Annotated in this window: 19 protein-coding genes; 5 read left to right on the top strand and 14 right to left on the bottom strand. The window is 52.4% G+C overall.

All coding sequences use genetic code 11. The features are described from left to right. Positions 1-28: 28 nt before the first annotated feature. From scpA to HV311_RS04095, 4 genes are read left to right on the top strand one after another with little or no spacing between them, the layout of a single operon-like run. Complete coding sequence (gene scpA / locus HV311_RS04110; protein WP_191220742.1) at positions 29-2173, top strand: methylmalonyl-CoA mutase; 2145 nt, start codon at positions 29-31, stop codon at positions 2171-2173. Continuing rightward, positions 2166-3161 (top strand): methylmalonyl Co-A mutase-associated GTPase MeaB, encoded by a 996-nt coding sequence (meaB, locus tag HV311_RS04105; protein WP_047357829.1) that lies wholly within the window; start codon positions 2166-2168, stop codon positions 3159-3161. The genes scpA and meaB overlap by 8 nt, the downstream gene beginning before the upstream one ends. A gap of 10 nt (positions 3162-3171) precedes the next feature. Next, positions 3172-3957, top strand: coding sequence for a methylmalonyl-CoA decarboxylase (gene scpB, locus HV311_RS04100; protein ID WP_016154367.1), 786 nt, complete (start codon positions 3172-3174; stop codon positions 3955-3957). A 24-nt stretch (positions 3958-3981) separates the two neighbouring features. Further along, positions 3982-5448, top strand: a complete 1467-nt coding sequence (locus tag HV311_RS04095) for an acetyl-CoA hydrolase/transferase family protein (protein WP_016154368.1) — start codon at positions 3982-3984, stop codon at positions 5446-5448. Here the strand turns inward: HV311_RS04095 and srsR are convergent. From srsR to argO, 3 genes are all read right to left on the bottom strand, one after another. After that, the gene (gene srsR / locus HV311_RS04090) at positions 5445-6341 is read right to left on the bottom strand and encodes a LysR family transcriptional regulator SrsR (protein WP_191220741.1); all 897 of its coding nucleotides are present in this window, start codon (positions 6339-6341) and stop codon (positions 5445-5447) included. The two genes, HV311_RS04095 and srsR, sit on opposite strands and share 4 nt — an antisense overlap. A gap of 186 nt (positions 6342-6527) precedes the next feature. Next, on the bottom strand, positions 6528-7250 hold the full coding sequence (locus HV311_RS04085; RefSeq protein WP_029139653.1) for an oxidative stress defense protein: 723 nt from the start codon (positions 7248-7250) through the stop codon (positions 6528-6530). Positions 7251-7343: 93 nt separating this feature from the next. Continuing rightward, complete coding sequence (gene argO, locus HV311_RS04080) at positions 7344-7979, bottom strand: arginine exporter ArgO (protein ID WP_016157426.1); 636 nt, start codon at positions 7977-7979, stop codon at positions 7344-7346. Positions 7980-8179: 200 nt separating this feature from the next. Here argO and dctP point away from each other — a divergent pair, with 200 nt between their 5' ends. Continuing rightward, the gene (gene dctP / locus HV311_RS04075) at positions 8180-9226 is read left to right on the top strand and encodes a TRAP transporter substrate-binding protein DctP (protein ID WP_191220740.1); all 1047 of its coding nucleotides are present in this window, start codon (positions 8180-8182) and stop codon (positions 9224-9226) included. A gap of 41 nt (positions 9227-9267) precedes the next feature. On the opposite strand, the gene HV311_RS04070 is transcribed toward dctP, so the two are convergent. The 11 genes from HV311_RS04070 to tkt all read right to left on the bottom strand — a co-directional run bounded on the left by HV311_RS04070 (position 9268) and on the right by tkt (position 21667). Continuing rightward, positions 9268-10128 carry a small-conductance mechanosensitive channel MscS gene (locus tag HV311_RS04070; RefSeq protein WP_016154372.1) on the bottom strand — a complete coding sequence of 287 codons (861 nt, stop codon included), beginning with the start codon at positions 10126-10128 and terminating at the stop codon, positions 9268-9270. Between the two features lie 191 nt (positions 10129-10319). Next, the gene (gene fbaA, locus HV311_RS04065; RefSeq protein ID WP_003027029.1) at positions 10320-11399 is read right to left on the bottom strand and encodes a class II fructose-bisphosphate aldolase; all 1080 of its coding nucleotides are present in this window, start codon (positions 11397-11399) and stop codon (positions 10320-10322) included. An 88-nt stretch (positions 11400-11487) separates the two neighbouring features. Then, the gene (gene pgk / locus HV311_RS04060) at positions 11488-12651 is read right to left on the bottom strand and encodes a phosphoglycerate kinase (protein WP_003027032.1); all 1164 of its coding nucleotides are present in this window, start codon (positions 12649-12651) and stop codon (positions 11488-11490) included. Positions 12652-12690: 39 nt separating this feature from the next. Continuing rightward, a complete protein-coding gene (gene epd / locus HV311_RS04055; RefSeq protein ID WP_016154379.1) occupies positions 12691-13719 on the bottom strand; it encodes an erythrose-4-phosphate dehydrogenase in 1029 nt (342 codons plus the stop codon). A gap of 287 nt (positions 13720-14006) precedes the next feature. Next, a complete protein-coding gene (locus HV311_RS04050; protein WP_016157432.1) occupies positions 14007-14717 on the bottom strand; it encodes a nucleoside/nucleotide kinase family protein in 711 nt (236 codons plus the stop codon). Next, complete coding sequence (locus HV311_RS04045) at positions 14714-15223, bottom strand: MltR family transcriptional regulator (RefSeq protein ID WP_016154381.1); 510 nt, start codon at positions 15221-15223, stop codon at positions 14714-14716. The genes HV311_RS04050 and HV311_RS04045 overlap by 4 nt, the downstream gene beginning before the upstream one ends. Positions 15224-15238: 15 nt before the next feature. Continuing rightward, positions 15239-16210 carry a class II fructose-bisphosphatase gene (gene glpX / locus HV311_RS04040; protein WP_131346837.1) on the bottom strand — a complete coding sequence of 324 codons (972 nt, stop codon included), beginning with the start codon at positions 16208-16210 and terminating at the stop codon, positions 15239-15241. Further along, positions 16207-17484 carry a zinc-binding dehydrogenase gene (locus HV311_RS04035; RefSeq protein WP_016154383.1) on the bottom strand — a complete coding sequence of 426 codons (1278 nt, stop codon included), beginning with the start codon at positions 17482-17484 and terminating at the stop codon, positions 16207-16209. Before HV311_RS04035 ends, glpX begins: the two co-directional genes overlap by 4 nt. A 24-nt stretch (positions 17485-17508) precedes the next feature. Beyond that, positions 17509-18888 carry a PTS mannitol transporter subunit IICB gene (locus tag HV311_RS04030; RefSeq protein WP_191220739.1) on the bottom strand — a complete coding sequence of 460 codons (1380 nt, stop codon included), beginning with the start codon at positions 18886-18888 and terminating at the stop codon, positions 17509-17511. Between the two features lie 27 nt (positions 18889-18915). Next, complete coding sequence (gene cmtB, locus HV311_RS04025; RefSeq protein WP_016157436.1) at positions 18916-19359, bottom strand: PTS mannitol transporter subunit IIA; 444 nt, start codon at positions 19357-19359, stop codon at positions 18916-18918. A 316-nt stretch (positions 19360-19675) separates the two neighbouring features. After that, a complete protein-coding gene (tkt, locus tag HV311_RS04020) occupies positions 19676-21667 on the bottom strand; it encodes a transketolase (protein ID WP_016154386.1) in 1992 nt (663 codons plus the stop codon). Between the last annotated feature and the right edge of the window lie 187 nt (positions 21668-21854).

Below are 21854 nucleotides of genomic sequence, written 5' to 3'. Positions count from 1 at the left end.
CAACTTATTGCGTAATACGGAGCAAAAAATGGCAAACGTGCAGGAGTGGCAAACACTCGCCAATAAAGAACTCAGTCGACGGGAAAAAACCGTTGAGTCGCTGGAAAGACAGACGGCGGAAGGGATTGTCATCAAGCCGCTGTACACCGAAGCGGACCTCGATAATCTGGAAGTCACGGGCACCCTGCCCGGTCTGCCGCCTTACGTGCGTGGCCCGCGCGCCACTATGTATACCGCGCAGCCGTGGACGATTCGCCAATACGCCGGTTTCTCTACCGCCAAAGAGTCCAACGCCTTTTACCGCCGTAACCTCGCCGCTGGGCAAAAAGGGCTTTCCGTCGCCTTTGACCTTGCCACTCATCGTGGCTATGACTCAGACAACCCGCGCGTAGCGGGCGACGTCGGCAAAGCCGGCGTGGCGATCGATACCGTCGAAGATATGAAGGTGCTGTTCGACCAGATCCCGCTGGATAAGATGTCGGTATCGATGACCATGAACGGCGCGGTGCTGCCGGTACTGGCGTTTTATATCGTCGCGGCGCAGGAGCAAGGCGTGACGCCGGAACAGCTCACCGGGACCATTCAGAACGATATTCTGAAAGAGTACTTGTGCCGCAACACCTACATTTATCCGCCAAAACCCTCCATGCGCATTATCGCCGACATCATCGCCTGGTGCTCAGGCAACATGCCGCGCTTTAATACCATCAGCATCAGCGGCTATCACATGGGTGAAGCCGGGGCAAACTGCGTACAGCAGGTGGCGTTTACGCTGGCAGACGGTATTGAATACATCAAGGCCGCGCTTTCCGCCGGACTGAAAATTGATGACTTCGCCCCGCGCCTGTCATTCTTCTTCGGCATCGGCATGGATCTGTTTATGAACGTCGCCATGCTGCGCGCTGCACGGTATCTGTGGAGCGAAGCGGTCAGCAGTTTTGGCGCGACCAACCCGAAATCTCTCGCTCTGCGTACCCACTGCCAGACCTCAGGCTGGAGCCTGACCGAGCAGGACCCGTACAACAACGTGGTACGAACCACCATTGAGGCGCTCGGCGCTACACTTGGCGGCACCCAGTCTCTGCATACCAACGCTTTTGATGAAGCGCTCGGTCTGCCCACCGATTTCTCCGCCCGTATTGCGCGTAATACGCAGATCATCATTCAGGAAGAATCAGAGATCTGCCGCACCGTCGATCCGCTGGCCGGATCGTATTACGTCGAATCACTCACCGATCAAATCGTGAAGCAGGCGCGCACGATCATCAAGCAGATTGATGAGGCAGGCGGCATGGCGAAGGCGATTGAAGCCGGACTTCCTAAACGGATGATCGAAGAAGCGTCCGCGCGCGAACAGTCGCTGATCGACCAGGGTAAGCGCGTTATCGTCGGGGTGAACAAATACAAGCTGGATAAAGAAGACGACACGTCGGTGCTGGAGATCGACAACGTGAAGGTGCGCAACGAGCAGATTGCCTCACTGCAGCATATCCGCGCCACCCGCGACAATGATGCGGTTAAAACCGCGCTATCCGCGCTGACCCACGCCGCACAGCAGAATGAAAATCTGCTGGCAGCCGCCGTCAACGCCGCCCGCGTTCGCGCCACGCTCGGCGAAATATCCGATGCGCTCGAGGCCGCCTTTGACCGTTATCTGGTTCCCAGCCAGTGTGTTACTGGGGTGATTGCGCAAAGCTATCACCAGTCCGACAAATCCGCCGATGAGTTCGATGCCATTGTTGCGCAAACTGAACAGTTCCTCGCAGAAAATGGCCGCCGCCCGCGTATTCTGATCGCCAAGATGGGTCAGGACGGCCACGATCGCGGCGCAAAAGTGATCGCCAGCGCCTACTCCGATCTCGGCTTTGATGTCGATCTCAGCCCGATGTTCTCCACACCGGAGGAAATTGCCCGTCTGGCGGTAGAAAACGATGTGCATGTCATTGGCGCATCATCGCTGGCGGCGGGTCATAAGACATTGATCCCGGAGCTGGTCACCGCGCTCAAAGGCTGGGGACGCGAAGACATTTGCGTCGTCGCCGGCGGGGTTATTCCGCCACAGGATTACGCTTTCCTGCACGAGCATGGCGTAGCAGCCATTTATGGCCCAGGCACGCCGATGCTCGACAGCGTCCGCGATGTGTTAACCCGTATCAGTAAACATCATGATTAACGCCACCACGCTTGAGGATACCGTCCGCCGCTTGCGACTCGGTGAACGGGCTACGCTCGCCCAGGCGATGACGCTGGTCGAAAGCAATCACCCGCGCCACCAGCCGCTGAGTACGCAATTGCTGGACGCGATTATGCCGTTCACCGGTAACGCCCTGCGTCTGGGGATCACCGGCACGCCGGGCGCGGGTAAAAGCACCTTTCTGGAAGCATTCGGCATGCTGTTAATTCGCCGCGGGTTACGGGTAGCGGTGATCGCCGTCGATCCCAGCAGCCCGGTTAGCGGCGGCAGCATTCTTGGTGATAAAACCCGCATGACGGAACTGGCTCGCGCAGAATCTGCGTTTATACGTCCGGTTCCTTCCAGCGGTCATTTAGGCGGCGCCAGCCAGCGCGCCCGCGAATTAATGCTGCTGTGCGAGGCGGCGGGCTTCAACGTGGTGATTGTGGAAACCGTCGGCGTTGGACAGTCGGAAACCGAAGTCGCAGGCATGGTGGATTGCTTTCTCTCACTGCAAATCGCCGGCGGTGGCGACGATTTGCAGGGCATCAAAAAAGGCCTGATGGAGATGGCGGATCTGGTCGTCATCAACAAGGACGACGGTGATAACCGTACCAGCGTTGCCATCGCCCGCCATATGTACGAATCCGCCCTGCATATTCTGCGCCGCAAATATGACGAGTGGCAGCCGCAGGTTCTGACCTGCAGCGCCCTGGAAAAACGCGGCATTGAGGAGGTTTGGCAGGCGATAACCGACTTTAAAACGTGCCTTACCGCCAGCGGTCGACTGGAAAAAGTCCGCCAGCAGCAGGCGGTGGAATGGCTACACAAGCAGGCTGAAGAAGAAGCCCTGCATCTGCTGTTTGCACGGGCTGATTTCGACCAGTATTTCCAGCAGACGCTGCTGGCCGTCAAAAACAATGATCTTTCGCCGCGCACCGGCCTGCGGCACATCAGCGAATTTATCCAGCATCATTACTTTCAATAAAGAGAACATTATGTCTTATCAATACGTCAACGTGGTCATCATCCAGAAAGTCGCGGTCATTGAGTTCAATTACGCCCGCAAGCTCAATGCCCTGAGCAAAGTGTTTATTGACGATCTGATGCAGGCGCTGAACGACCTCAATCGTCCGGACATTCGCTGCATCATTCTGCGCGCCCCGAGCGGGGCCAAAGTGTTCTCTGCCGGGCATGATATTCATGAGCTCCCCACCGGACGTCGCGATCCGCTCTCTTATGACGATCCGCTGCGTCAGATAACTCGTATGATCCAAAAATATCCGAAGCCGGTGATCTCCATGGTTGAAGGCAGCGTCTGGGGCGGCGCGTTTGAGATGATCATGAGTTCCGATCTGATCATCGCAGCCAGTACGTCTACCTTCTCCATGACCCCGGTCAACCTCGGCGTGCCCTATAACCTGGTGGGCATCCACAACCTGACCCGCGACGCTGGTTTTCACATCGTTAAGGAGCTGATTTTTACCGCCTCGCCCATCACCGCTCAACGCGCTATGGCGGTCGGGATCCTCAACCATGTCGTTCCAACCGAGGAACTGGAAGATTTCACCCTGCAAATGGCGCATCACATCTCGGAAAAAGCGCCGCTGGCAATCGCCGTCATCAAAGAAGAACTGCGCGTGTTGGGCGAAGCACACACCATGAACTCTGACGAATTCGAGCGCATTCAGGGCATGCGCCGCGCGGTGTATGACAGCGAGGATTATCAGGAAGGGATGAACGCGTTTATGGAAAAACGTAAACCTAATTTTGTTGGCCATTAATCACGTCCGACGAAGGAGACGGCCATGAAACGGATGAGCGCCGAACAGGCGGCAGAAATTATCCAGCACGATGATATGGTGGCGTTCAGCGGCTTTACCCCCGCGGGTTCGCCAAAAGCGTTACCCACCGCAATTGCCCAACGCGCCTGCGAACGGCATCAGGACGGGCAGCCTTTTCAGATCCGCCTGCTGACCGGGGCGTCAATTGGCGCCGCCGCTGATGATGCACTATCCGCGGCGGATGCCGTTTCCTGGCGTGCGCCTTATCAAACCTCATCTGGCCTGCGCGAGAAAATTAACCAGGGCCAGGTGAGGTTTGTCGATCTCCATTTGAGCGAAGTCGCGCAGATGGTTAATTACGGCTTTTTTGGCGATATCGATGTTGCCGTCATTGAAGCTTCCGCCATTGCGCCGGATGGCCGGATTTGGCTTTCCAGCGGTATTGGCAATGCACCCACCTGGCTGCTACGGGCGAAAAAGGTGATTATCGAGTTGAATCATTACCATAATCCACGCGTGGCTGAGTTTGCCGACATCGTAATACCCGGCGCACCGCCGCGGCGTAACAGCGTACCCATATTTCATACCATGGATCGCGTGGGCAGTCAGTGCGTGCAGATAGACCCCAGGAAAGTGGTCGCGGTGGTGGATACCGAGCTGCCCGATGCCGGGAATGTGTCGGATAAAACCAATCCGGTCAGCCAACAAATTGCCGATAACGTAGTCACTTTCCTACTGGCAGAAATGGCGCACAAACGCATTCCAGCAGAGTTTCTGCCCTTACAAAGCGGCGTGGGCAATATCAACAACGCGGTAATGGCGCGACTGGGGGAGAATCCGGATATTCCGCCCTTTATGATGTATTCAGAGGTGTTACAGGAATCGGTGGTGCATCTGCTGGAAACGGGCAAGATCACCGGTGCCAGCGCCTCCAGCCTGACCATCTCAGCCCCGTCGCTACAGAAGATTTACGACAATATGGACTTCTTCGCCAGCCGAATTGTGCTGCGCCCGCAGGAGATCTCCAATAACCCGGAAATCATCCGTCGGCTGGGGGTCATTGCGCTCAACGTTGGGCTTGAGTTTGATATCTACGGCCATGCCAATTCCACGCACGTTGCGGGCGTGAACCTGATGAACGGGATCGGCGGCAGCGGGGATTTCGAGCGCAACGCCTACCTGTCTATCTTTATGGCGCCGTCGATTGCCAAAGGCGGGAAAATCTCAACCATCGTGCCGATGTGCAGCCATGTCGACCACAGCGAACATAGCGTTAAAGTGATCGTGACCGAACAAGGGATTGCCGATCTGCGTGGGTTATCTCCGATGCAGCGGGCGCACACGATTATCGATAACTGTGCGCATCCCCTTTACCGGGACTACCTGCACCGCTATCTGGAAAAAGCGCCCGGCGGGCATATCCATCACGATCTCAGCCATGCGTTCGATCTGCATCGCAACCTTCTCGAGACAGGATCGATGCTCGGTTAACTTGCCGTACCGTCACGATCTTCAGCAATATGCTGGAGCATGGTGCCGGTATAGCGATGATTTTTCAGCGAATAGAGAAACTCCTGCATATACATGGGGCTGCCGGGCGCGTCGAAATACTTTAGCGTCGACGGATTCACCAGCCGCCAGGCAAAATGAGGAATCACCGTCAAAAACTGCCCGCGCTCCACCGCGCTAATCTTGGCCATAAAGCTGTACGGACGGTAGATAATCGTCGGATTGATCCCGCAGGGCCGCATATAAGCATCCAGCATTGCCTCAAAGTTGGCGCGATTCTGGAAGCGCATTTGCAGCCAGGGTAGCTCGCGCAGCAGATCCTGCGGCTGTTTCCCTTCGTAGCGCCGGGAAACGAGAAACCCCAGACGCAGCGGAGACAGTTCGCTGATCGCCAAATTTTCCAACTCCTGTACGCGGGGGGAAACGTGCTGTGGCGAGATAATGAAATCCAGTTTGCGGTCGAACAGATTATCAATCACCCCATTCTCACTGAATTCAACGGCCTGGGCCGTCACGCCGTCATATTTATCGCCAAGGCTAATCAACTGGTCAAAAATAATCGTTGGATAAGTATTATCGATACCGATGACGATTTCCCGCGAGCGACAAGAGGCGTTATGGATTTCGTTATCAATGGCAGAGAGGCGCTGATAGACGGGAAACAGCTTCTGATACAGCTCCTGTCCGGCTTTATTCAGGCTGATGTTGTTATCTTTACGGGTAAACAGCGTATAGCCGATTTGATCTTCCAGTGCAGCAATGCTTTTACCGAAAGGCGATGCGGTCATATGTATTTTTTCTGCCGCTCTGGCGATGTTATTGGTTTGCGCCAGCAGAATGAAATTACGCATCTTTTTCGAGATAAAAATATCCATAGCGTCCCCTTAAAAATCGCTATGGCCTATCCTCATTACCACGAAAAAAAAGACTGAATGTGAGGTCTCATTTTTACAGTTGCTCACAGAAAAAACCGGCTGGAATGTTTTGTCGGCCTGATGAGACGCGTAAGCATCGCCATCAGGCTAAAATCTTGCCGGATGGCGACTTACGCCTTATCAAGACTACTTATTGGTTACTGTAGGCTCAATCTGGAAGACGACATCAACCTGATCGTCAAACTGAATAACCGGCTGTTCGTAGGTTTCCTGAGCGGAGGTTGCAGGCGCTGCATCTGCTTTCATCATCCGTACCATCGGGCTCGGTTGATAATTGGAAACGTGGTAACGCACACTGTAAACGGGACCCAGTTTGCTATTAAAGCCCGCGGCCAGCTGTTCAGCCTGATGAACAGCATCATCAATCGCCGCTTTACGCGCCTTGTCTTTGTAAGCATCCGGCTGGGCAACGCCCAGCGATACCGAACGAATCTCATTCAGACCGGCCTTCAGCGCGCCATCAAGCAGAGCGTTGAGTTTGTCCAACTGACGCAGCGTGACTTCAACGGTGCGCACTGCACGATAACCTTTGAGGATGCTTTTGCCGTTCTGGTAGTCGTAGTCCGGCTGCGTACGCAAGTTTGCAGCGCTAATGTCTTTCTTCGCTATCTGGTTCTGTTCAAGGAAGGACAGATATTGCGCCACGCGCTCATCGGCCTGCTTCTTCGCGGAAGCCGCATCCTTTGCAGCAACGTTCACTTCAATCGCCAGGGTGGCGATGTCTGGTGTTGCATCTACGCTTGCCGTTCCGGAAGTCACGATGTGCGGTCCATTTGGCAACTCATTTGCCTGTACCGATAGTGCGCTGAATCCGACTAATGCCGCCAGGGCCATTATTTTGAACTTCACGGTCGTTCCTCCATGTTTCATTAATTACCCCAAAACTCAGGGCACATGCAGGCAAGCTTAGCCGATCTCGCTGCGTTGTCCATCAGACAACACTTAGTTGAACAGCGCTTGAACGTGCGCAACACCTTCTTTTGCCAGCTGAAAAGCGATAAACCACATCACTAATCCTACCAGCGTATTGATGATGCGCTGTGCTTTCGCAGTTCGCAGACGCGGTGCCAGCCAGGCCGCCAGCAATGCCAGACCGAAGAACCACAGGAACGAAGCGCTGACGGTTCCCAGTGCAAACCAGCGTTTAGGCTCAACGTCCAGTTGTCCCCCCAGACTCCCGAGCACCACAAAAGTATCCAGGTAAACATGTGGGTTGAGCCATGTCACCGCCAGCATAGTGGCGATGATTTTCCAGCGCCCCTGCTTCATCACCTCGGCGCTGGCCAGTTCCAGATTACTGCTCATCGCCGTTTTTAGCGCACCGAATCCGTACCAGAGTAAAAATGCGACCCCACCCCAGGTGACCAGCGCCATCAGCCATGGCGACTGCATCAGCAAGGCGCTACCGCCGAAGATCCCCGCGCAAATCAGCACTAAATCACTGATAGCGCAGAGTAAAGCAATCATGATGTGATACTGACGACGGATCCCCTGATTCATCACGAAGGCATTTTGTGGACCAAGCGGAAGTATCATGGCTGCACCAAGCGCAAGCCCTTGAAAATAGTAGGATAACATGTAAAACATCTCACATAATTGTCTTGTGGGCAGACTATACTGCGCGGGATTCATTAGAGGAAATGGATAATATTAATCAGTAATTAGCATTATTAATAATACCGCGCACACTCCCCTCCATATTCAGTCTCTGACAATAGCGATTGTGCGTTACCCGGGGTATGCTGAAAGATAAATCTGTCTATACCAAAGGAATGGGTATGAAGCATAACGCGAACATTTTTCTCTTCTGTGCCTCGCTGATAGTTACCAGTTTGTGGCCCACTGTCGCCAGCGCAGACAGAACGCTGCGCTATACCGATCACGAGCCATATGGCAACATGCGTACCCGGCTCATAAAAGAGACTTTTTTTCGTGCGATCGAACAAGAGTCGCTTGGACGTTTGAAAATCGACGCTCACTGGAACGGCGAGCTGTCCACCAGCTATGACGCCTTAAAAACGATCGGCCAGGGCAGCGTGGCGGATATGGGGATCGTGGTCCCTGAGTACACGCCCGAACAACTGCCGCGACACCAGATTTTTAAGAGCTTCCCCCTCGGACCGGGTCGTGGTGAAGCGCAGGTTAACGCCTTTCAGCGGATTTTCCGCGAGTATCGCCAGTTTGGTCGCGAGCTGGAAAACAACAATCTGGTGACTCTTCAGTTTTTCCTCGGCTATCCGGTTGGATTTTTTACTACCAAACCGAACGTCGATTTGGCACAGCTGAATGCAAGCCAATGGCGGACCGCCAGCTTTTGGCATCAATCATTTTTACGCAACGCGGGCGGCGTGCCGGTCAGCATGCCATGGAATGAAAAAATTACCGATGCGCTTCAGACCGGACAGCTTGACGGCCTGATGGTTAACCTCGACAGCGGAGATGATATCCATGCCCAGCGGGCGGCCCCCTATATTCAGCTCTCCCCTTCGCTCTGGCTCGGACACGTTTATCTTATGGTGATGAATAAAGACGTCAGGGATAGCCTGGACGTGAAAGATCGCGCAGCCATCAATCGGGCCGCCGCCATGACGCAAAAGCGCATTGGCGCAGTGCAGGACGCAAGCCTGACCGCAATGGCGAAAAAGATGGCAAAAGAGGGCGCACACGTTCACTACCTGACCAACAGCGAGCTGAATGCGTGGCAAGCCGCTACCGGATATCAGCACGTTCAGGCCCAATGGATTGCCCAACAGGAAAGTAAAGGAATAAGCGATGTTGGCGAGCTGATGCAGGGTGTCAGCGCAATTCTTAACAAGACGAGATAAATCAACGCCCGCCTCTCTCTGGCGGGCGTTTTTAGCTGAAGTTACTCGGTCGCGTTCTCTTTCACGCGTTTAAAGTTCACATCCATCTGCGGGTACGGGAAGCTGATACCGTTGGCATCAAACTCGCGCTTAATACGCTCCAGTACATCCCAGTAGACGCTTTGCAGATCGCTGCTGTTGCTCCAGACGCGTACGACGAAATTAATCGAGGATGCGCCCAGCTCATTCAGGCGTACCGTCATTTCACGGTCTTTTAGGATGCGATCTTCAGACTGGATGATATCAGTGAGGATTTTTTTCACCTGATCGATATCGGAGTCGTAGGCCACGCCGATAATAAATTCGTTACGACGGACCGGCTCGCGAGAGAAGTTAATGATGTTCCCGGCAATAATTTTACCGTTTGGGATCACCACAATCTTACCGTCTACGGTACGCATAGTTGTGGAGAAAATCTGCACGTTAAGCACGGTTCCCGCAACGCCGCCAAGGTCTACATATTCACCCGCGCGGAACGGACGGAACATCACCAGCAGCACGCCTGCGGCGAGGTTGGACAGCGACCCTTGCAGTGCCAGACCGACAGCTAAACCCGCGGCACCGAGAACGGCGATCACGGAGGCAGTTTGCACCCCAACGCGACCCAGCGCGGCAATCAGCGTGAAAGCGATAATACCGTAGCGCACCAGTGCAGAAAGAAAGTCGGCAACGGTGGCATCAATTTTACGCGCCAGCATCAGGCGATTAACGGTGTTTGATACGATACGCGCCACGATCATACCGATAATGACAATCGCGATGGCCGCAACGATGTTGACGGCATAGCTCAACAGTAGCTCCTGATTGCGGACCAGCCAGGTGCCCGCACCGTTTATGCTGTCGACAACATTCAAATCTTCCATTCAATATTCCTTTTTTGCTTACCCAAACGGGAGAAATAAAGCCGCCCTAACGGGACTGGCAACCTGACAAGGGTAAACAATAAACTCAGATTTTGCCAAACAGATCACAGAATTCTCTGTCAGCAGCACATTGAAATGGCAATAAAAAAGGCCCGCATTTGCGGGCCTCATGTCACGTTGGACGGCGTAAATTACAGAACGTCAACCGCGTTCAGTTCTTTGAAAGCCTGTTCCAGACGGGTGATCATGGTTGCCTGACCAGCACGCAGCCATACGCGCGGATCGTAGTATTTCTTGTTCGGCTGATCTTCGCCTTTCGGGTTGCCCAACTGACCCTGCAGGTAAGCTTCGTTTGCTTTGTAGTAGTTCAGAACGCCTTCCCAGGTAGCCCATTGGGTATCGGTGTCGATGTTCATTTTCACTACGCCGTAGCTTACGGAGTCTTTGATTTCCTGAGCAGTAGAACCGGAACCACCGTGGAAGACGAAGTTCAGGCTGTTATGCGGCAGGTTATGTTTCTTAGAAACATAGTCCTGAGAGTCGCGCAGGATGGTCGGGGTCAGAACTACGTTACCCGGCTTGTAAACGCCGTGTACGTTACCGAAGGACGCTGCGATAGTGAAACGCGGGCTGATTTTGCTCAGCTCGGTGTATGCGTAGTCAACGTCTTCCGGTTGGGTGTACAGTGCAGAAGCGTCCATGTGGCTGTTGTCCACGCCATCTTCTTCACCACCGGTGCAACCCAGTTCGATTTCCAGAGTCATGCCCATTTTGGACATGCGCGCCAGGTATTTGGAGCAGATTTCGATGTTCTCTTCCAGAGACTCTTCAGACAGGTCGATCATGTGAGAAGAGAACAGCGGTTTGCCAGTTGCTGCGAAGTGTTTTTCACCCGCGTCCAGCAGACCGTCGATCCACGGCAGCAGTTTCTTCGCGCAGTGGTCAGTGTGCAGGATAACCGGAACACCATAGTGTTCAGCCATCTGGTGAACGTGATGCGCACCAGAGATAGCACCCAGGATTGCAGCGCCCTGAGGAACGTCAGACTTCACGCCTTTACCCGCGATGAAAGAAGCACCACCGTTGGAGAACTGGACGATGACCGGCGCTTTAACTTTTGCAGCGGTTTCCAGAACGGCGTTGATGGAGTCGGTACCAACGCAGTTAACAGCTGGCAGAGCAAAGTTGTTTTCTTTAGCTACCTGGAAAACTTTCTGTACGTCATCACCAGTGATTACGCCTGGTTTTACGAAATCAAAAATTTTAGACATGTTGCGAGTCCTGTATCTTCGGCCTTGGAAAGGGGGCGCGCTCGACAGCGCGCTAATAATTGGGCAGGTTTCCCTGCCCATCAATGTCTTACTTTTTAGCACGCTCTTCGAGCATGGCTACTGCTGGCAGTACTTTGCCTTCCACGAATTCGAGGAATGCGCCGCCGCCAGTAGAGATGTAGGAGATTTTGTCAGCAATGCCGAACAGGTCGATTGCTGCCAGGGTGTCACCGCCGCCTGCGATAGAGAATGCTTCGCTGTCTGCGATAGCATTAGCAACGATTTCAGTACCTTTGCGGAAGTTCGGGAATTCGAACACGCCAACCGGGCCGTTCCACAGAATGGTTTTCGCATTCTTCAGGATGTCAGCCAGCTGCTGTGCAGAAGCGTCGCCGATATCCAGGATCTGCTCGTCTTCTTTTACATCGCTAACGGATTTAAGCGTAGCCGGTGCAGTTTCAGAGAATTCAGTCGCTACGCGAACGTCAGTCGGGACCGGGATATCGCAAGTCGTCAGCAGACGCTTAGCTTCATCAACCAGGTCAGCTTCGTACAGGGATTTGCCGACGTTGTGGCCTTGAGCAGCAACGAAGGTGTTCGCGATACCACCACCAACGATCAGCTGGTCAGCGATTTTTGACAGAGAGTCCAGAACGGTCAGTTTGGTAGAAACTTTAGAACCACCAACGATAGCCACCATCGGACGAGCAGGTTCTTTCAGCGCTTTACCCAGCGCATCCAGCTCAGCAGCCAGCAGCGGACCAGCGCAAGCTACGTCGGCGAATTTACCGATACCGTGGGTAGAAGCCTGTGCACGGTGAGCTGTACCGAAAGCGTCCATTACGAATACGTCGCACAGCGCAGCGTATTTTTTGGACAGCGCTTCGTCGTCTTTCTTCTCGCCTTTGTTGAAGCGAACGTTTTCCAGAACAACCAGTTCACCGGCAGCGACTTCAACGCCGTCCAGGTAATCTTTTACCAGGCGAACCGGAGCAGACAGTTTGTCTTTCAGGTAGTTAACAACCGGCAGCAGAGAGAATTCTTCGTTGTACTCGCCTTCGGTAGGACGACCCAGGTGGGAAGTTACCATCACTTTAGCACCCTGTTTCAGGGCCAGTTCGATGGTCGGCAGGGAAGCACGGATACGCGCATCGCTGGTTACTTTCCCTTCTTTAACTGGTACGTTCAGGTCCGCACGGATAAAAACGCGTTTACCAGCCAGATCCAGATCGGTCATCTTAATTACAGACATGGTGAATCCTCTCGTTGATTCATAAAGTTTTGTCGACGCTCAAGCGTCGAGCCTGAAACCAATAGCAGCCATCGCTAACGTTGTGTCGAGCATACGGTTAGCAAAGCCCCATTCATTATCACACCAGACCAGCGTTTTGATCAGGTGAGCGCCACTCACGCGCGTTTGCGTACCATCAACGATGGCGCTGTGCGGGTCGTGGTTAAAATCTACAGAGACCAACGGTAATTCAGTATAGTCAACTATACCATGAAATGCACCTTGTGCTGCTTTTTGCAGCAACTGGTTGACTTCACTGGCTTTTACTGGTTTTTTCACCGTCACGCTTAAGTCGATCGCCGTCACATTTATGGTCGGTACACGCACCGCAATCGCTTCAAAACGATCGTTAAACTGCGGGAAAATTCGCGTGATGCCCGCCGCCAGTTTGGTATCAACCGGAATAATAGACTGGCTGGCCGCTCGCGTGCGACGCAGGTCAGGATGATAGGCATCAATAACCTGCTGATCGTGCATCGCGGAGTGGATCGTGGTGACGGTACCAGACTCAATGCCGTAAGCATCATCCAGCAATTTAATGACGGGTATTATGCAATTCGTGGTGCAGGAGGCGTTGGAAACGATCCGGTGTTCAGCGCGCAGCTGATCCTGATTAACGCCATACACAACGGTTGCGTCGATGTCGTGACTACCAGGATGTGAAAAGAGCACTTTTTTTGCACCAGCGGCAATATGCGCCTCGCCGTGTTCGCGGTTGCCGAAAACCCCCGTACAGTCCAGCACAACGTCGACACTCAGTTCGCGCCAGGGAAGCGCATCGAGCGTTCGCTCATGCAGAATGCGGATCGCGTCATCGCCAACGATGAGCTGGTCACGTTCCTGACGAACATCCCAGGCAAAACGTCCATGGCTGGTGTCATATTTCAACAAATGCGCCATGCCTGCAGCATCCGCCAGTTCGTTGATTGCCACCACGGTGATTTCCGCCCGACGCCCGGATTCATACAAAGCACGAACCACGTTGCGTCCGATGCGACCGAAACCATTAATCGCTACGCGTACGGTCATAGGTCTCCTGCAAGGATTTCTCAGAAACGATGTGGCAGACAGAGTAATGCAGCAAATCGCTCAGGGAAACCTTACCTGTCGCAAACTGCGACTAATTGGTTAATTGTCGAACATTTAATCGACTGAAACGCTTCAGCTAGAATAAGCGAAACGCGGAATAAAAGGAATGATTGTCCAGCCAAAGAAAACAGTTATCTGACGTACATCACATTTTTCCCGCTGAGACCGGGGGAAATTATTCCAGTAAACCGTAATAATCATTACGGCTTAACAGGAATAATTGGCCTTCACGCAATCCGATATTCACCAGATTCCAGCATCTCCAGCGTCAGGTCTCCAGGCAGACTCGCTTCCAGTACCCGACGAACATTCGGTCCGTCGGTACGCTCATAAAACGCCTCAGCGTCTGCTTGTGATAGTCCGCCCGCCAGTTTACGGCCTACCAGTCGTGTACGGAGCGCGTTGGCAGGTGCACGAATAAACAGCGAGTAATCACAAAACTCAGCTAACGCCCGCCACCTTTCATCATCGCGTAATAACCAGTTTCCTTCCACAATCACAATCGGCGCGGTCACTGTTATAGCCGCTTCTACCGGATCGTGTTTTTGCCGGTCGTACTGAGGCCAGGTGCCCTCCCCTTCCCTTATCAAACGTAGATTCTGTGCAAGCTTATCCACATCAAAGGTTTCCGGCGCACCTTTGTATGCTCGCAGGTTATGAGCATCCAGCCAGGTGTTGTAGTGATGGAAGCCATCCATCGGCAGCGTCTGGATCTCCGGCAGGCCAGGATCCTGACGGGAGAGATATTCCCAGAAGGTGGTCAGCGTCGATTTACCCGTACCAGGCGGTGCGCTGAGAAAAACGATCGTTCGTCGCTGCGGGTGAGTGGCGTGTATTTTTGCCAGCTGTTGTAATAACGGTTTGTGGACGTTCTCTATCTCATCATCACGGTAATGTGCTTCAACCTGTAGCCCATTCACCGTTAGTTTGATTTTCACGGCGTTAATTCCTTTAAAATCGCCGTCACTGCCAGCGTCATTGCCGTCTTGACCATTGCGCTAAAGCGCACTTCGGACCACGCAGCAAAGTCGGCAAATTTCATCGACTCCAGCGCACCGTAGAGCGTTGCGTTGCGGGTGATACTGTTCACGTTGCTGACAAAATCCCAGGTAATGTCATCGGCAAAACCGGGGATATTATCCTGCTCATTCAGATACTGATAAAACTGAGAGAAATGGGTGATGTCGGCATAAAGCCATTTATCCATTTTTCCCAACGCATAAATCAGACGTAACGCAACGTCGATATCGTCAAGCGGTCCACTCTGGGCGAGTAACGGCTTCACTGCATATTCCACGATCTCTTCATCGTTATTAACGAACAGCGACGGTAGAAAGCGCTTAATGCCCTGGAGCAAAATGTTATGTGCCGTCGTCATAAACGAGAGTAAATTATTTTGAGCATCCAGTTGCTCAAGCACATCGTCTTCTGTCAGCGTCGTCATTCGTTTCTCGATAAATCACCATGAATGCAGAGAGTCTATTATATTACACGTTCGATCCGCGCCGCCGATCAGTAAAGTTTGCGTGCGCACACCATTCGCAACCTGTTGGATCCCTTTCACAAGATCTCCGCCCGTGACCCCTGTCGCGCTAAAGAGGATCTTATTTCCCCCTACCAGTTCGTCCAACGCGTAGATCCGGTTGATCTCAACGCCCATTTCCGCGCAGCGCTGATGTTCCTGTGCCGCAATCAGACGATTATCTGCGTTATTTCCTTTCGCTTCACAAAAATCAATCAGTTCAGCCTGCATATCGCCCCCCAGCGCTTTAACCGCACAGGCTGAAATAACCCCTTCAGGCGCGCCGCCAATGGTATACATCAGATCATAAGGGTTCTCCTGCATACAGGCCAGCACGCTGGCGGCCACGTCACCATCGGGCAGAGCAAAGACCTTGACGCCAAGCCGTGTCGCCTCGGCAATCGCTGGTTGAAGGCGCGGTTTATCCAGCGTCACCATCCGCAGTCGCTCCAGCGGTTTACCCAATGCCTCTGCCACATTACGCAAATTATCTGCCAACGGCAGCGCCAGATTAATCGCCCCTTTCGCAAACCGATTAACAACCAGTTTTTTCATGTACATATCAGGGGCGTGTAACAAACTACCGCGAGGGGCAAACGCCATGACGGCCAGCGCATTGCTTTGCCCCATAGCCACCATTCGGGTTCCTTCGATAGGATCAACGGCGATATCTACCTCAGGTCCGCTGCCGGTTCCCACTTCCTCACCAATCCACAGCATCGGGGCTTGATCAATCTCCCCTTCGCCAATAACGATGCGTCCGCGAATGGCAATACTGTTCAATGCTTCCCGCATTGCCGTCACAGCCAGACCATCAATCTTGTTTTTATCGCCGCACCCGGTTTGCGGCCAGGCTGCCAGTGCAGCCTGCTCCGTGATACGAAATAGCGGCCATGCCAGCGACATCATATCGCCGCCTCCCCGATATCAACGCCAAAGTGTGCCAAAAGGTATTTTTCTGCCTTTTCATTCCAGATACCGTGCGTCTCCTCCACCAGTAGCGCCAGTTCTTTGAATAATGGGTCAGTTTTCCCTTTCTCGGCAAAATCAGCAATGGCGGTTAGTGGCATGGTAACGCCGTTATATATCAGCTTCTTACCGCCGGGGATCGCCGGTAAATTCAATACAGTTTCCGGAACTGCATCAAGGCCGCCAATGTGCGTCACCATAAACGACGGTTGCAGTTGGCCAGTTGCACTGAGCGCAATAGCCTCTTTCATATCATCCGTTGAACCACCGGATGTCCCGACAACGTGAGTGCTGTTGTAGTGCACGTTATAAAAATTAAACGGCACTTTGAAGTTACTGTCCGTAGGACCGGCAAAAAAATTCAGGCAACCATCTTCCGCGAGTAAATCATCAGCCATCTCAACAACTGCAGGCACTGCCGCATACACAAAGACATCATCAAAACCTGCGTCATGAGTTAACGCTCGCAGCATCGCTGTCGGAGAATCCATGCCAGTAGTATTCACATAGATGAGCTCAATCCCCTTTTCTGCCGCCAGCTCAACGGGCAACAGTTTTTTAGCCTGCGCCAGTCGTGCTTCGTCAATGTCGACCACCACCACGCGTGACGGCTGAATATTCCCGTTAATGGCATAATCTATTGCACCAATACCCATCGGCCCGGCGCAGGCCAGAAGCGCAATGTTCCCCCCTGGCTTAATCCCCATGCGATGCTCATAAACGTAAGGCGTGGTATGAAAATTCGCGTTATACGCGCCAATAATGCAGCACATCGGTTCTGCCAATGAGGCGGCGGCAAAATAAGAGCCGTGGTAAGGCAAAACGCATCCCAGGTTAATCGCCACTTCCGGGATAATCATATATGTCGCATTGCCGCCAAAATATTCGTAGCTGTATCCCGCTGAATATCCACTAGGCAATCCCATCGCGGGTTGCAACACAAAACGCTGACCTTTCTTATATTTATCCGTCAGGTTTTTTCCCACCTCAACAATGATACCTGCACATTCATGCCCGGTAATAACCGGATGATTTTCCAGATCGTCCGGTACGCGTTTATGATCGCTCCCCAATGCTGCTGCTTTCCAGGTGGACAAACAAACGCTATCGGATATTACGCTTACTAACAATTCATTATCTGTAATTGCAGGCAGTTCAAATTCGCGGATACGAATATCCTGCTTGCCATATATGGCAGCAACTTTCGTTTTCATATTCACTCCAAAAATATAAGAAGGCTAGTTCGCAGTAATGCGTTTAAATAAATCATCCAACAATGGGTCACCAATATAGTTCTTAATCAGCACTAATGGCTTTTCACTTACACGTTTAACACGACCTTCAAGACTGGCATGGGTGACAATAATATCGGCATCTTGCGGAACGTTTTCGATAGCATAATGCGTCACAGTAATATTCAATCCCGCTTTCTCCAGACGCTTACGAAACGTGGTTGCCCCCATAGCACTGGAACCCATTCCTGCATCACAGACAAAAGCGACACGTTTAATGTTTTTATAAGAGAATTTCCCTTCCTGCTTCATCGCTTTGACGGTTCTGGCTGATTCAGCAAAGTCATCTTCACTTTCTGTTTCAACGTTCTTTTCCATTTTCAGGATGACAAAGGTAATAACAAAAGTAACAACGGTTCCCGCGGTGACTCCTGCAATGGTCGCGAGGAAAGAACCTTTCGGCGTTAATGCCAGATAGGCGAATATGGATCCTGGGCTTGGCCCCGCAACTAACCCACCGTCCAGCAGGTGGAATACCCACGTCCCGGTCATTCCCCCGGCAATCATCGCGATCAGGGTCAGAGGCTTCATCAGCACATACGGGAAATACAGTTCATGAATACCACCGAGGAAGTGGATAATCATGGCGCCTGGCGCAGACTTTTTACTCATTCCTTTGCCAAAGATAGCAAAGCCGAGTAACAAACCTAATCCCGGCCCTGGGTTAGATGCCACCATGAAGAAAATTGATTTTCCCGTTTCAGAAGCTTGCTGCATCCCCAGCGGATAATACACCCCCTGATCGATGGCATTGTTCAGAAAGAGGATTTTTGCCGGCTCATTGATTACGGATAGCAACGGCAGATAGCCCGCATGAACCAACGCTTCAATACACTCCTTCACGAAATTATTGGCAATGAGAACCGCCGGGCCGATAACTTCAAACCCCAGCAAGCATAAGAGCATTCCCGCGATACCAAGAGAGAAATTATTGATAACCATCTCGAAGCCTGCAGGAATGCGTTTTTCCAGCAGACGGTCGATATGCTTAATCACCCAACCGCCAAGCGGCCCCATTACCATTGCGCCAAGGAACATCGGGATATCCGCGCCCACAATAACGCCAATAGAACCAATGCCCCCCATCACTGCACCGCGTTTCCCGCCAACCAGATGTCCCCCTGTGGAGCCAATCATGACGGGCAGTAAATAGGTAATCATCGGACCGACAATTTTGGCGAAATGCTCATTCGGCATCCAACCAGTAGGAATAAATAATGCGGTAATAAAACCCCAGGCAATAAATGCGCCGATGTTAGGAATGACCATTGCAGTCAAAAACCCACCAAAAGCCTGGACTTTGGCACGAGCAGACTTGTTTTCCATAATAATGTCCTGAAAGGAAACCGTTAATTATGCTTGAGCGATAATATCCGCCAATTGTTTTTCTGATTTAGCCGCTAACAAAGCGGTTAGTGCTTCCTCTTCACATAATAATTCGCTTAAGGCCTGAATAGCGCCAATGTGTGAATCAGCATTAGCCGCCGACAATCCGATTAATAATCTGATACCTTCATCATCTTCGGCAAATTTCACTTCCTGTTTGAGAAGCGTTAATGACATACCGGTTTTTAACGCGCCACACTCCGGTCGAGCGTGCGGCATGGCGACGCCTGGCGCTAAAATATAATAAGGACCATTGTTAATCGTTGAGTCTTTAATGGCCTGAATATAATCTGAATTGACATAATGATTGGCAAGTAAGGATGACATAGAAAAGTCAATTGCCTCCTGCCAGTTCTTTGCTGAATTTTTTATTGAGATAGATGATTCGGGAAAGTAATCAATCAGCCGCATACATTTTCCTTATTTTATTTTTAGGGTACGAGTTAGCGTTAAAAATAAAATACGCGCACGGCGAAATGAAATCAATCGAGGAGAAAACTACATACAGCGCAGAATGTTTTTTGGTGATTCCTTTAAAAACAATGGATTGAGAAAAGAAATATAAAAATCAACAGTAATAATGTGATTCAAGTTGCAAATATAAAACATCGCTAAATATCATATTTGTGATGCAAATCTACATTTTCGGGTTGCGCACGATCAAATAAATTTACTTACTTTAAAAAAACGGGCCGCATAAGCGACCCGTTTTCACCTGTAATCAAAATTACAGCAGTTCTTTTGCTTTCGCGACAACGTTGTCGACAGTGAAGCCAAACTCTTCAAACAGCAGCTCAGCCGGTGCAGACTCACCAAAGGTTGTCATACCAACGATAGCGCCGTTCAGGCCCACGTATTTGAACCAGTAGTCTGCGATACCCGCTTCCACTGCAACACGTGCGGAAACAGCTTTCGGCAGTACAGACTCGCGATAAGCGGCATCCTGTTTGTCGAACGCGTCGGTAGACGGCATGGAAACCACGCGCGCTTTAACGCCTTCAGCGGTCAGTTTGTCCCAGGCAGCCACAGCCAGCTCAACTTCAGAACCGGTCGCGATGAAGATCAGTTCCGGCTGACCGGCGCAATCTTTCAGCACGTAACCACCGCGCGCGATGTTCGCCAGCTGCTCTTCGGTACGTTCCTGCTGTGCCAGGTTCTGGCGGGAGAGGATCAGCGCGGTCGGACCGTCCTGACGCTCTACACCGTATTTCCATGCAACGGCAGATTCAACCTGGTCACACGGACGCCAGGTGCTCATGTTCGGGGTCACACGCAGCGAAGCTACCTGCTCTACCGGCTGGTGAGTCGGGCCATCTTCGCCCAGACCGATGGAGTCGTGGGTATAGACCATCACCTGACGCTGTTTCATCAGCGCAGCCATACGCACCGCGTTACGGGCATATTCCACAAACATCAGGAAGGTGGAGGTGTACGGCAGGAAGCCACCGTGCAGGGAGATACCGTTAGCGATAGCGGTCATACCGAATTCACGTACACCGTAATGGATGTAGTTACCGGCAGTATCTTCGTTGATAGCTTTAGAACCAGACCACAGAGTCAGGTTACTTGGTGCCAGGTCAGCGGAGCCACCGAGGAATTCAGGCAGCAGAGGACCAAACGCTTCAATCGCGTTCTGAGACGCTTTACGGCTGGCGATTTTCGCCGGGTTAGCCTGCAGCTTAGCGATGAACTCGTTCGCTTTTGCGTCGAAGTCAGACGGCATTTCACCTTTCATACGACGGGTGAATTCAGCGGCTTCCTGCGGGAAGGCTTTCGCATAAGCAGCGAACTTCTCGTTCCATGCAGCTTCTTTTGCCTGGCCTGCTTCTTTCGCATCCCACTGCGCGTAGATTTCAGACGGAATTTCAAACGGCGCGTATTTCCAGCCCAGCTGTTCGCGGGTCAGTGCGATTTCTGCATCACCCAGCGGCGCACCGTGAGAGTCGTGGGTACCAGCTTTATTCGGGGAACCGAAACCGATGATGGTTTTGCACATCAACAGGGACGGTTTGTCGGTCACAGCGCGAGCTTCTTCAACTGCGCGCTTAATCGCGTCAGCATCGTGACCATCAACGCCACGAACCACGTGCCAGCCGTAAGCTTCGAAACGCTTAGCGGTGTCATCGGTGAACCAGCCTTCAACGTGGCCATCGATAGAGATGCCGTTGTCATCGTAGAACGCTACCAGTTTACCCAGCTTCAGCGTACCAGCCAGGGAACATACCTCGTGAGAGATACCTTCCATCATGCAGCCGTCGCCCATGAAAGCATAGGTGAAGTGGTCAACGATGTCGTGACCAGGACGGTTAAACTGCGCCGCCAGCGTTTTTTCGGCGATAGCCATACCCACAGCATTCGCAATGCCCTGACCCAGAGGACCGGTAGTGGTTTCAACACCCGCGGTGTAACCCACTTCCGGGTGACCCGGCGTTTTGGAATGCAGCTGACGGAAGTTCTGCAGCTCGGACATCGGCAGATCGTAACCGGTGAGGTGCAGCAGGCTGTAAATCAGCATGGAGCCGTGGCCGTTGGACAGCACGAAGCGGTCACGGTCAGCCCAGGACGGGTTAGTCGGGTTGTGGTTCAGGAAATCACGCCACAGGACTTCGGCAATGTCAGCCATACCCATCGGGGCACCCGGGTGACCGGATTTGGCTTTCTGTACTGCGTCCATGCTCAGCGCACGAATAGCATTGGCAAGCTCTTTACGTGAGGACATTTTGACTCCAGATCGGATAATGAAGGCTGAGCCCTTAACGACTTGACGACAGCGCGTTTTGGGCTACGCCGGAAAAAAGTGCCAACAATGTAACCCAAGCCGCGTGTCATGTACATGGAGCATCCTTTTACCGCTTCAGAAATCTCTGGATCATGCGCGCAAGTTGCGCAATCTTCTCGCCCGCTGA

The sequence above is a fragment of the Citrobacter sp. RHBSTW-00881 genome (assembly GCF_013728515.1).
GTDB classification, from domain to species: Bacteria; Pseudomonadota; Gammaproteobacteria; order Enterobacterales; family Enterobacteriaceae; genus Citrobacter; species Citrobacter braakii.
Note: the sequence above shows the minus strand (reverse complement) of the source record. Positions and strands in the feature narration are given on the sequence as shown.

Coding starts and splice junctions, on each gene's coding strand:
- scpA (WP_191220742.1), top strand. CDS start 29: ATGGCAAACGTGCAGGAGTGGCAAACACTCGCCAATAAAGAACTCAGT.
- meaB (WP_047357829.1), top strand. CDS start 2,166: ATGATTAACGCCACCACGCTTGAGGATACCGTCCGCCGCTTGCGACTC.
- scpB (WP_016154367.1), top strand. CDS start 3,172: ATGTCTTATCAATACGTCAACGTGGTCATCATCCAGAAAGTCGCGGTC.
- HV311_RS04095 (WP_016154368.1), top strand. CDS start 3,982: ATGAAACGGATGAGCGCCGAACAGGCGGCAGAAATTATCCAGCACGAT.
- srsR (WP_191220741.1), bottom strand. CDS start 6,341: ATGGATATTTTTATCTCGAAAAAGATGCGTAATTTCATTCTGCTGGCG.
- argO (WP_016157426.1), bottom strand. CDS start 7,979: ATGTTATCCTACTATTTTCAAGGGCTTGCGCTTGGTGCAGCCATGATA.
- dctP (WP_191220740.1), top strand. CDS start 8,180: ATGAAGCATAACGCGAACATTTTTCTCTTCTGTGCCTCGCTGATAGTT.
- HV311_RS04070 (WP_016154372.1), bottom strand. CDS start 10,128: ATGGAAGATTTGAATGTTGTCGACAGCATAAACGGTGCGGGCACCTGG.
- fbaA (WP_003027029.1), bottom strand. CDS start 11,399: ATGTCTAAAATTTTTGATTTCGTAAAACCAGGCGTAATCACTGGTGAT.
- pgk (WP_003027032.1), bottom strand. CDS start 12,651: ATGTCTGTAATTAAGATGACCGATCTGGATCTGGCTGGTAAACGCGTT.
- epd (WP_016154379.1), bottom strand. CDS start 13,719: ATGACCGTACGCGTAGCGATTAATGGTTTCGGTCGCATCGGACGCAAC.
- HV311_RS04045 (WP_016154381.1), bottom strand. CDS start 15,223: ATGACGACGCTGACAGAAGACGATGTGCTTGAGCAACTGGATGCTCAA.
- glpX (WP_131346837.1), bottom strand. CDS start 16,210: ATGATGTCGCTGGCATGGCCGCTATTTCGTATCACGGAGCAGGCTGCA.
- HV311_RS04035 (WP_016154383.1), bottom strand. CDS start 17,484: ATGAAAACGAAAGTTGCTGCCATATATGGCAAGCAGGATATTCGTATC.
- HV311_RS04030 (WP_191220739.1), bottom strand. CDS start 18,888: ATGGAAAACAAGTCTGCTCGTGCCAAAGTCCAGGCTTTTGGTGGGTTT.
- cmtB (WP_016157436.1), bottom strand. CDS start 19,359: ATGCGGCTGATTGATTACTTTCCCGAATCATCTATCTCAATAAAAAAT.
- tkt (WP_016154386.1), bottom strand. CDS start 21,667: ATGTCCTCACGTAAAGAGCTTGCCAATGCTATTCGTGCGCTGAGCATG.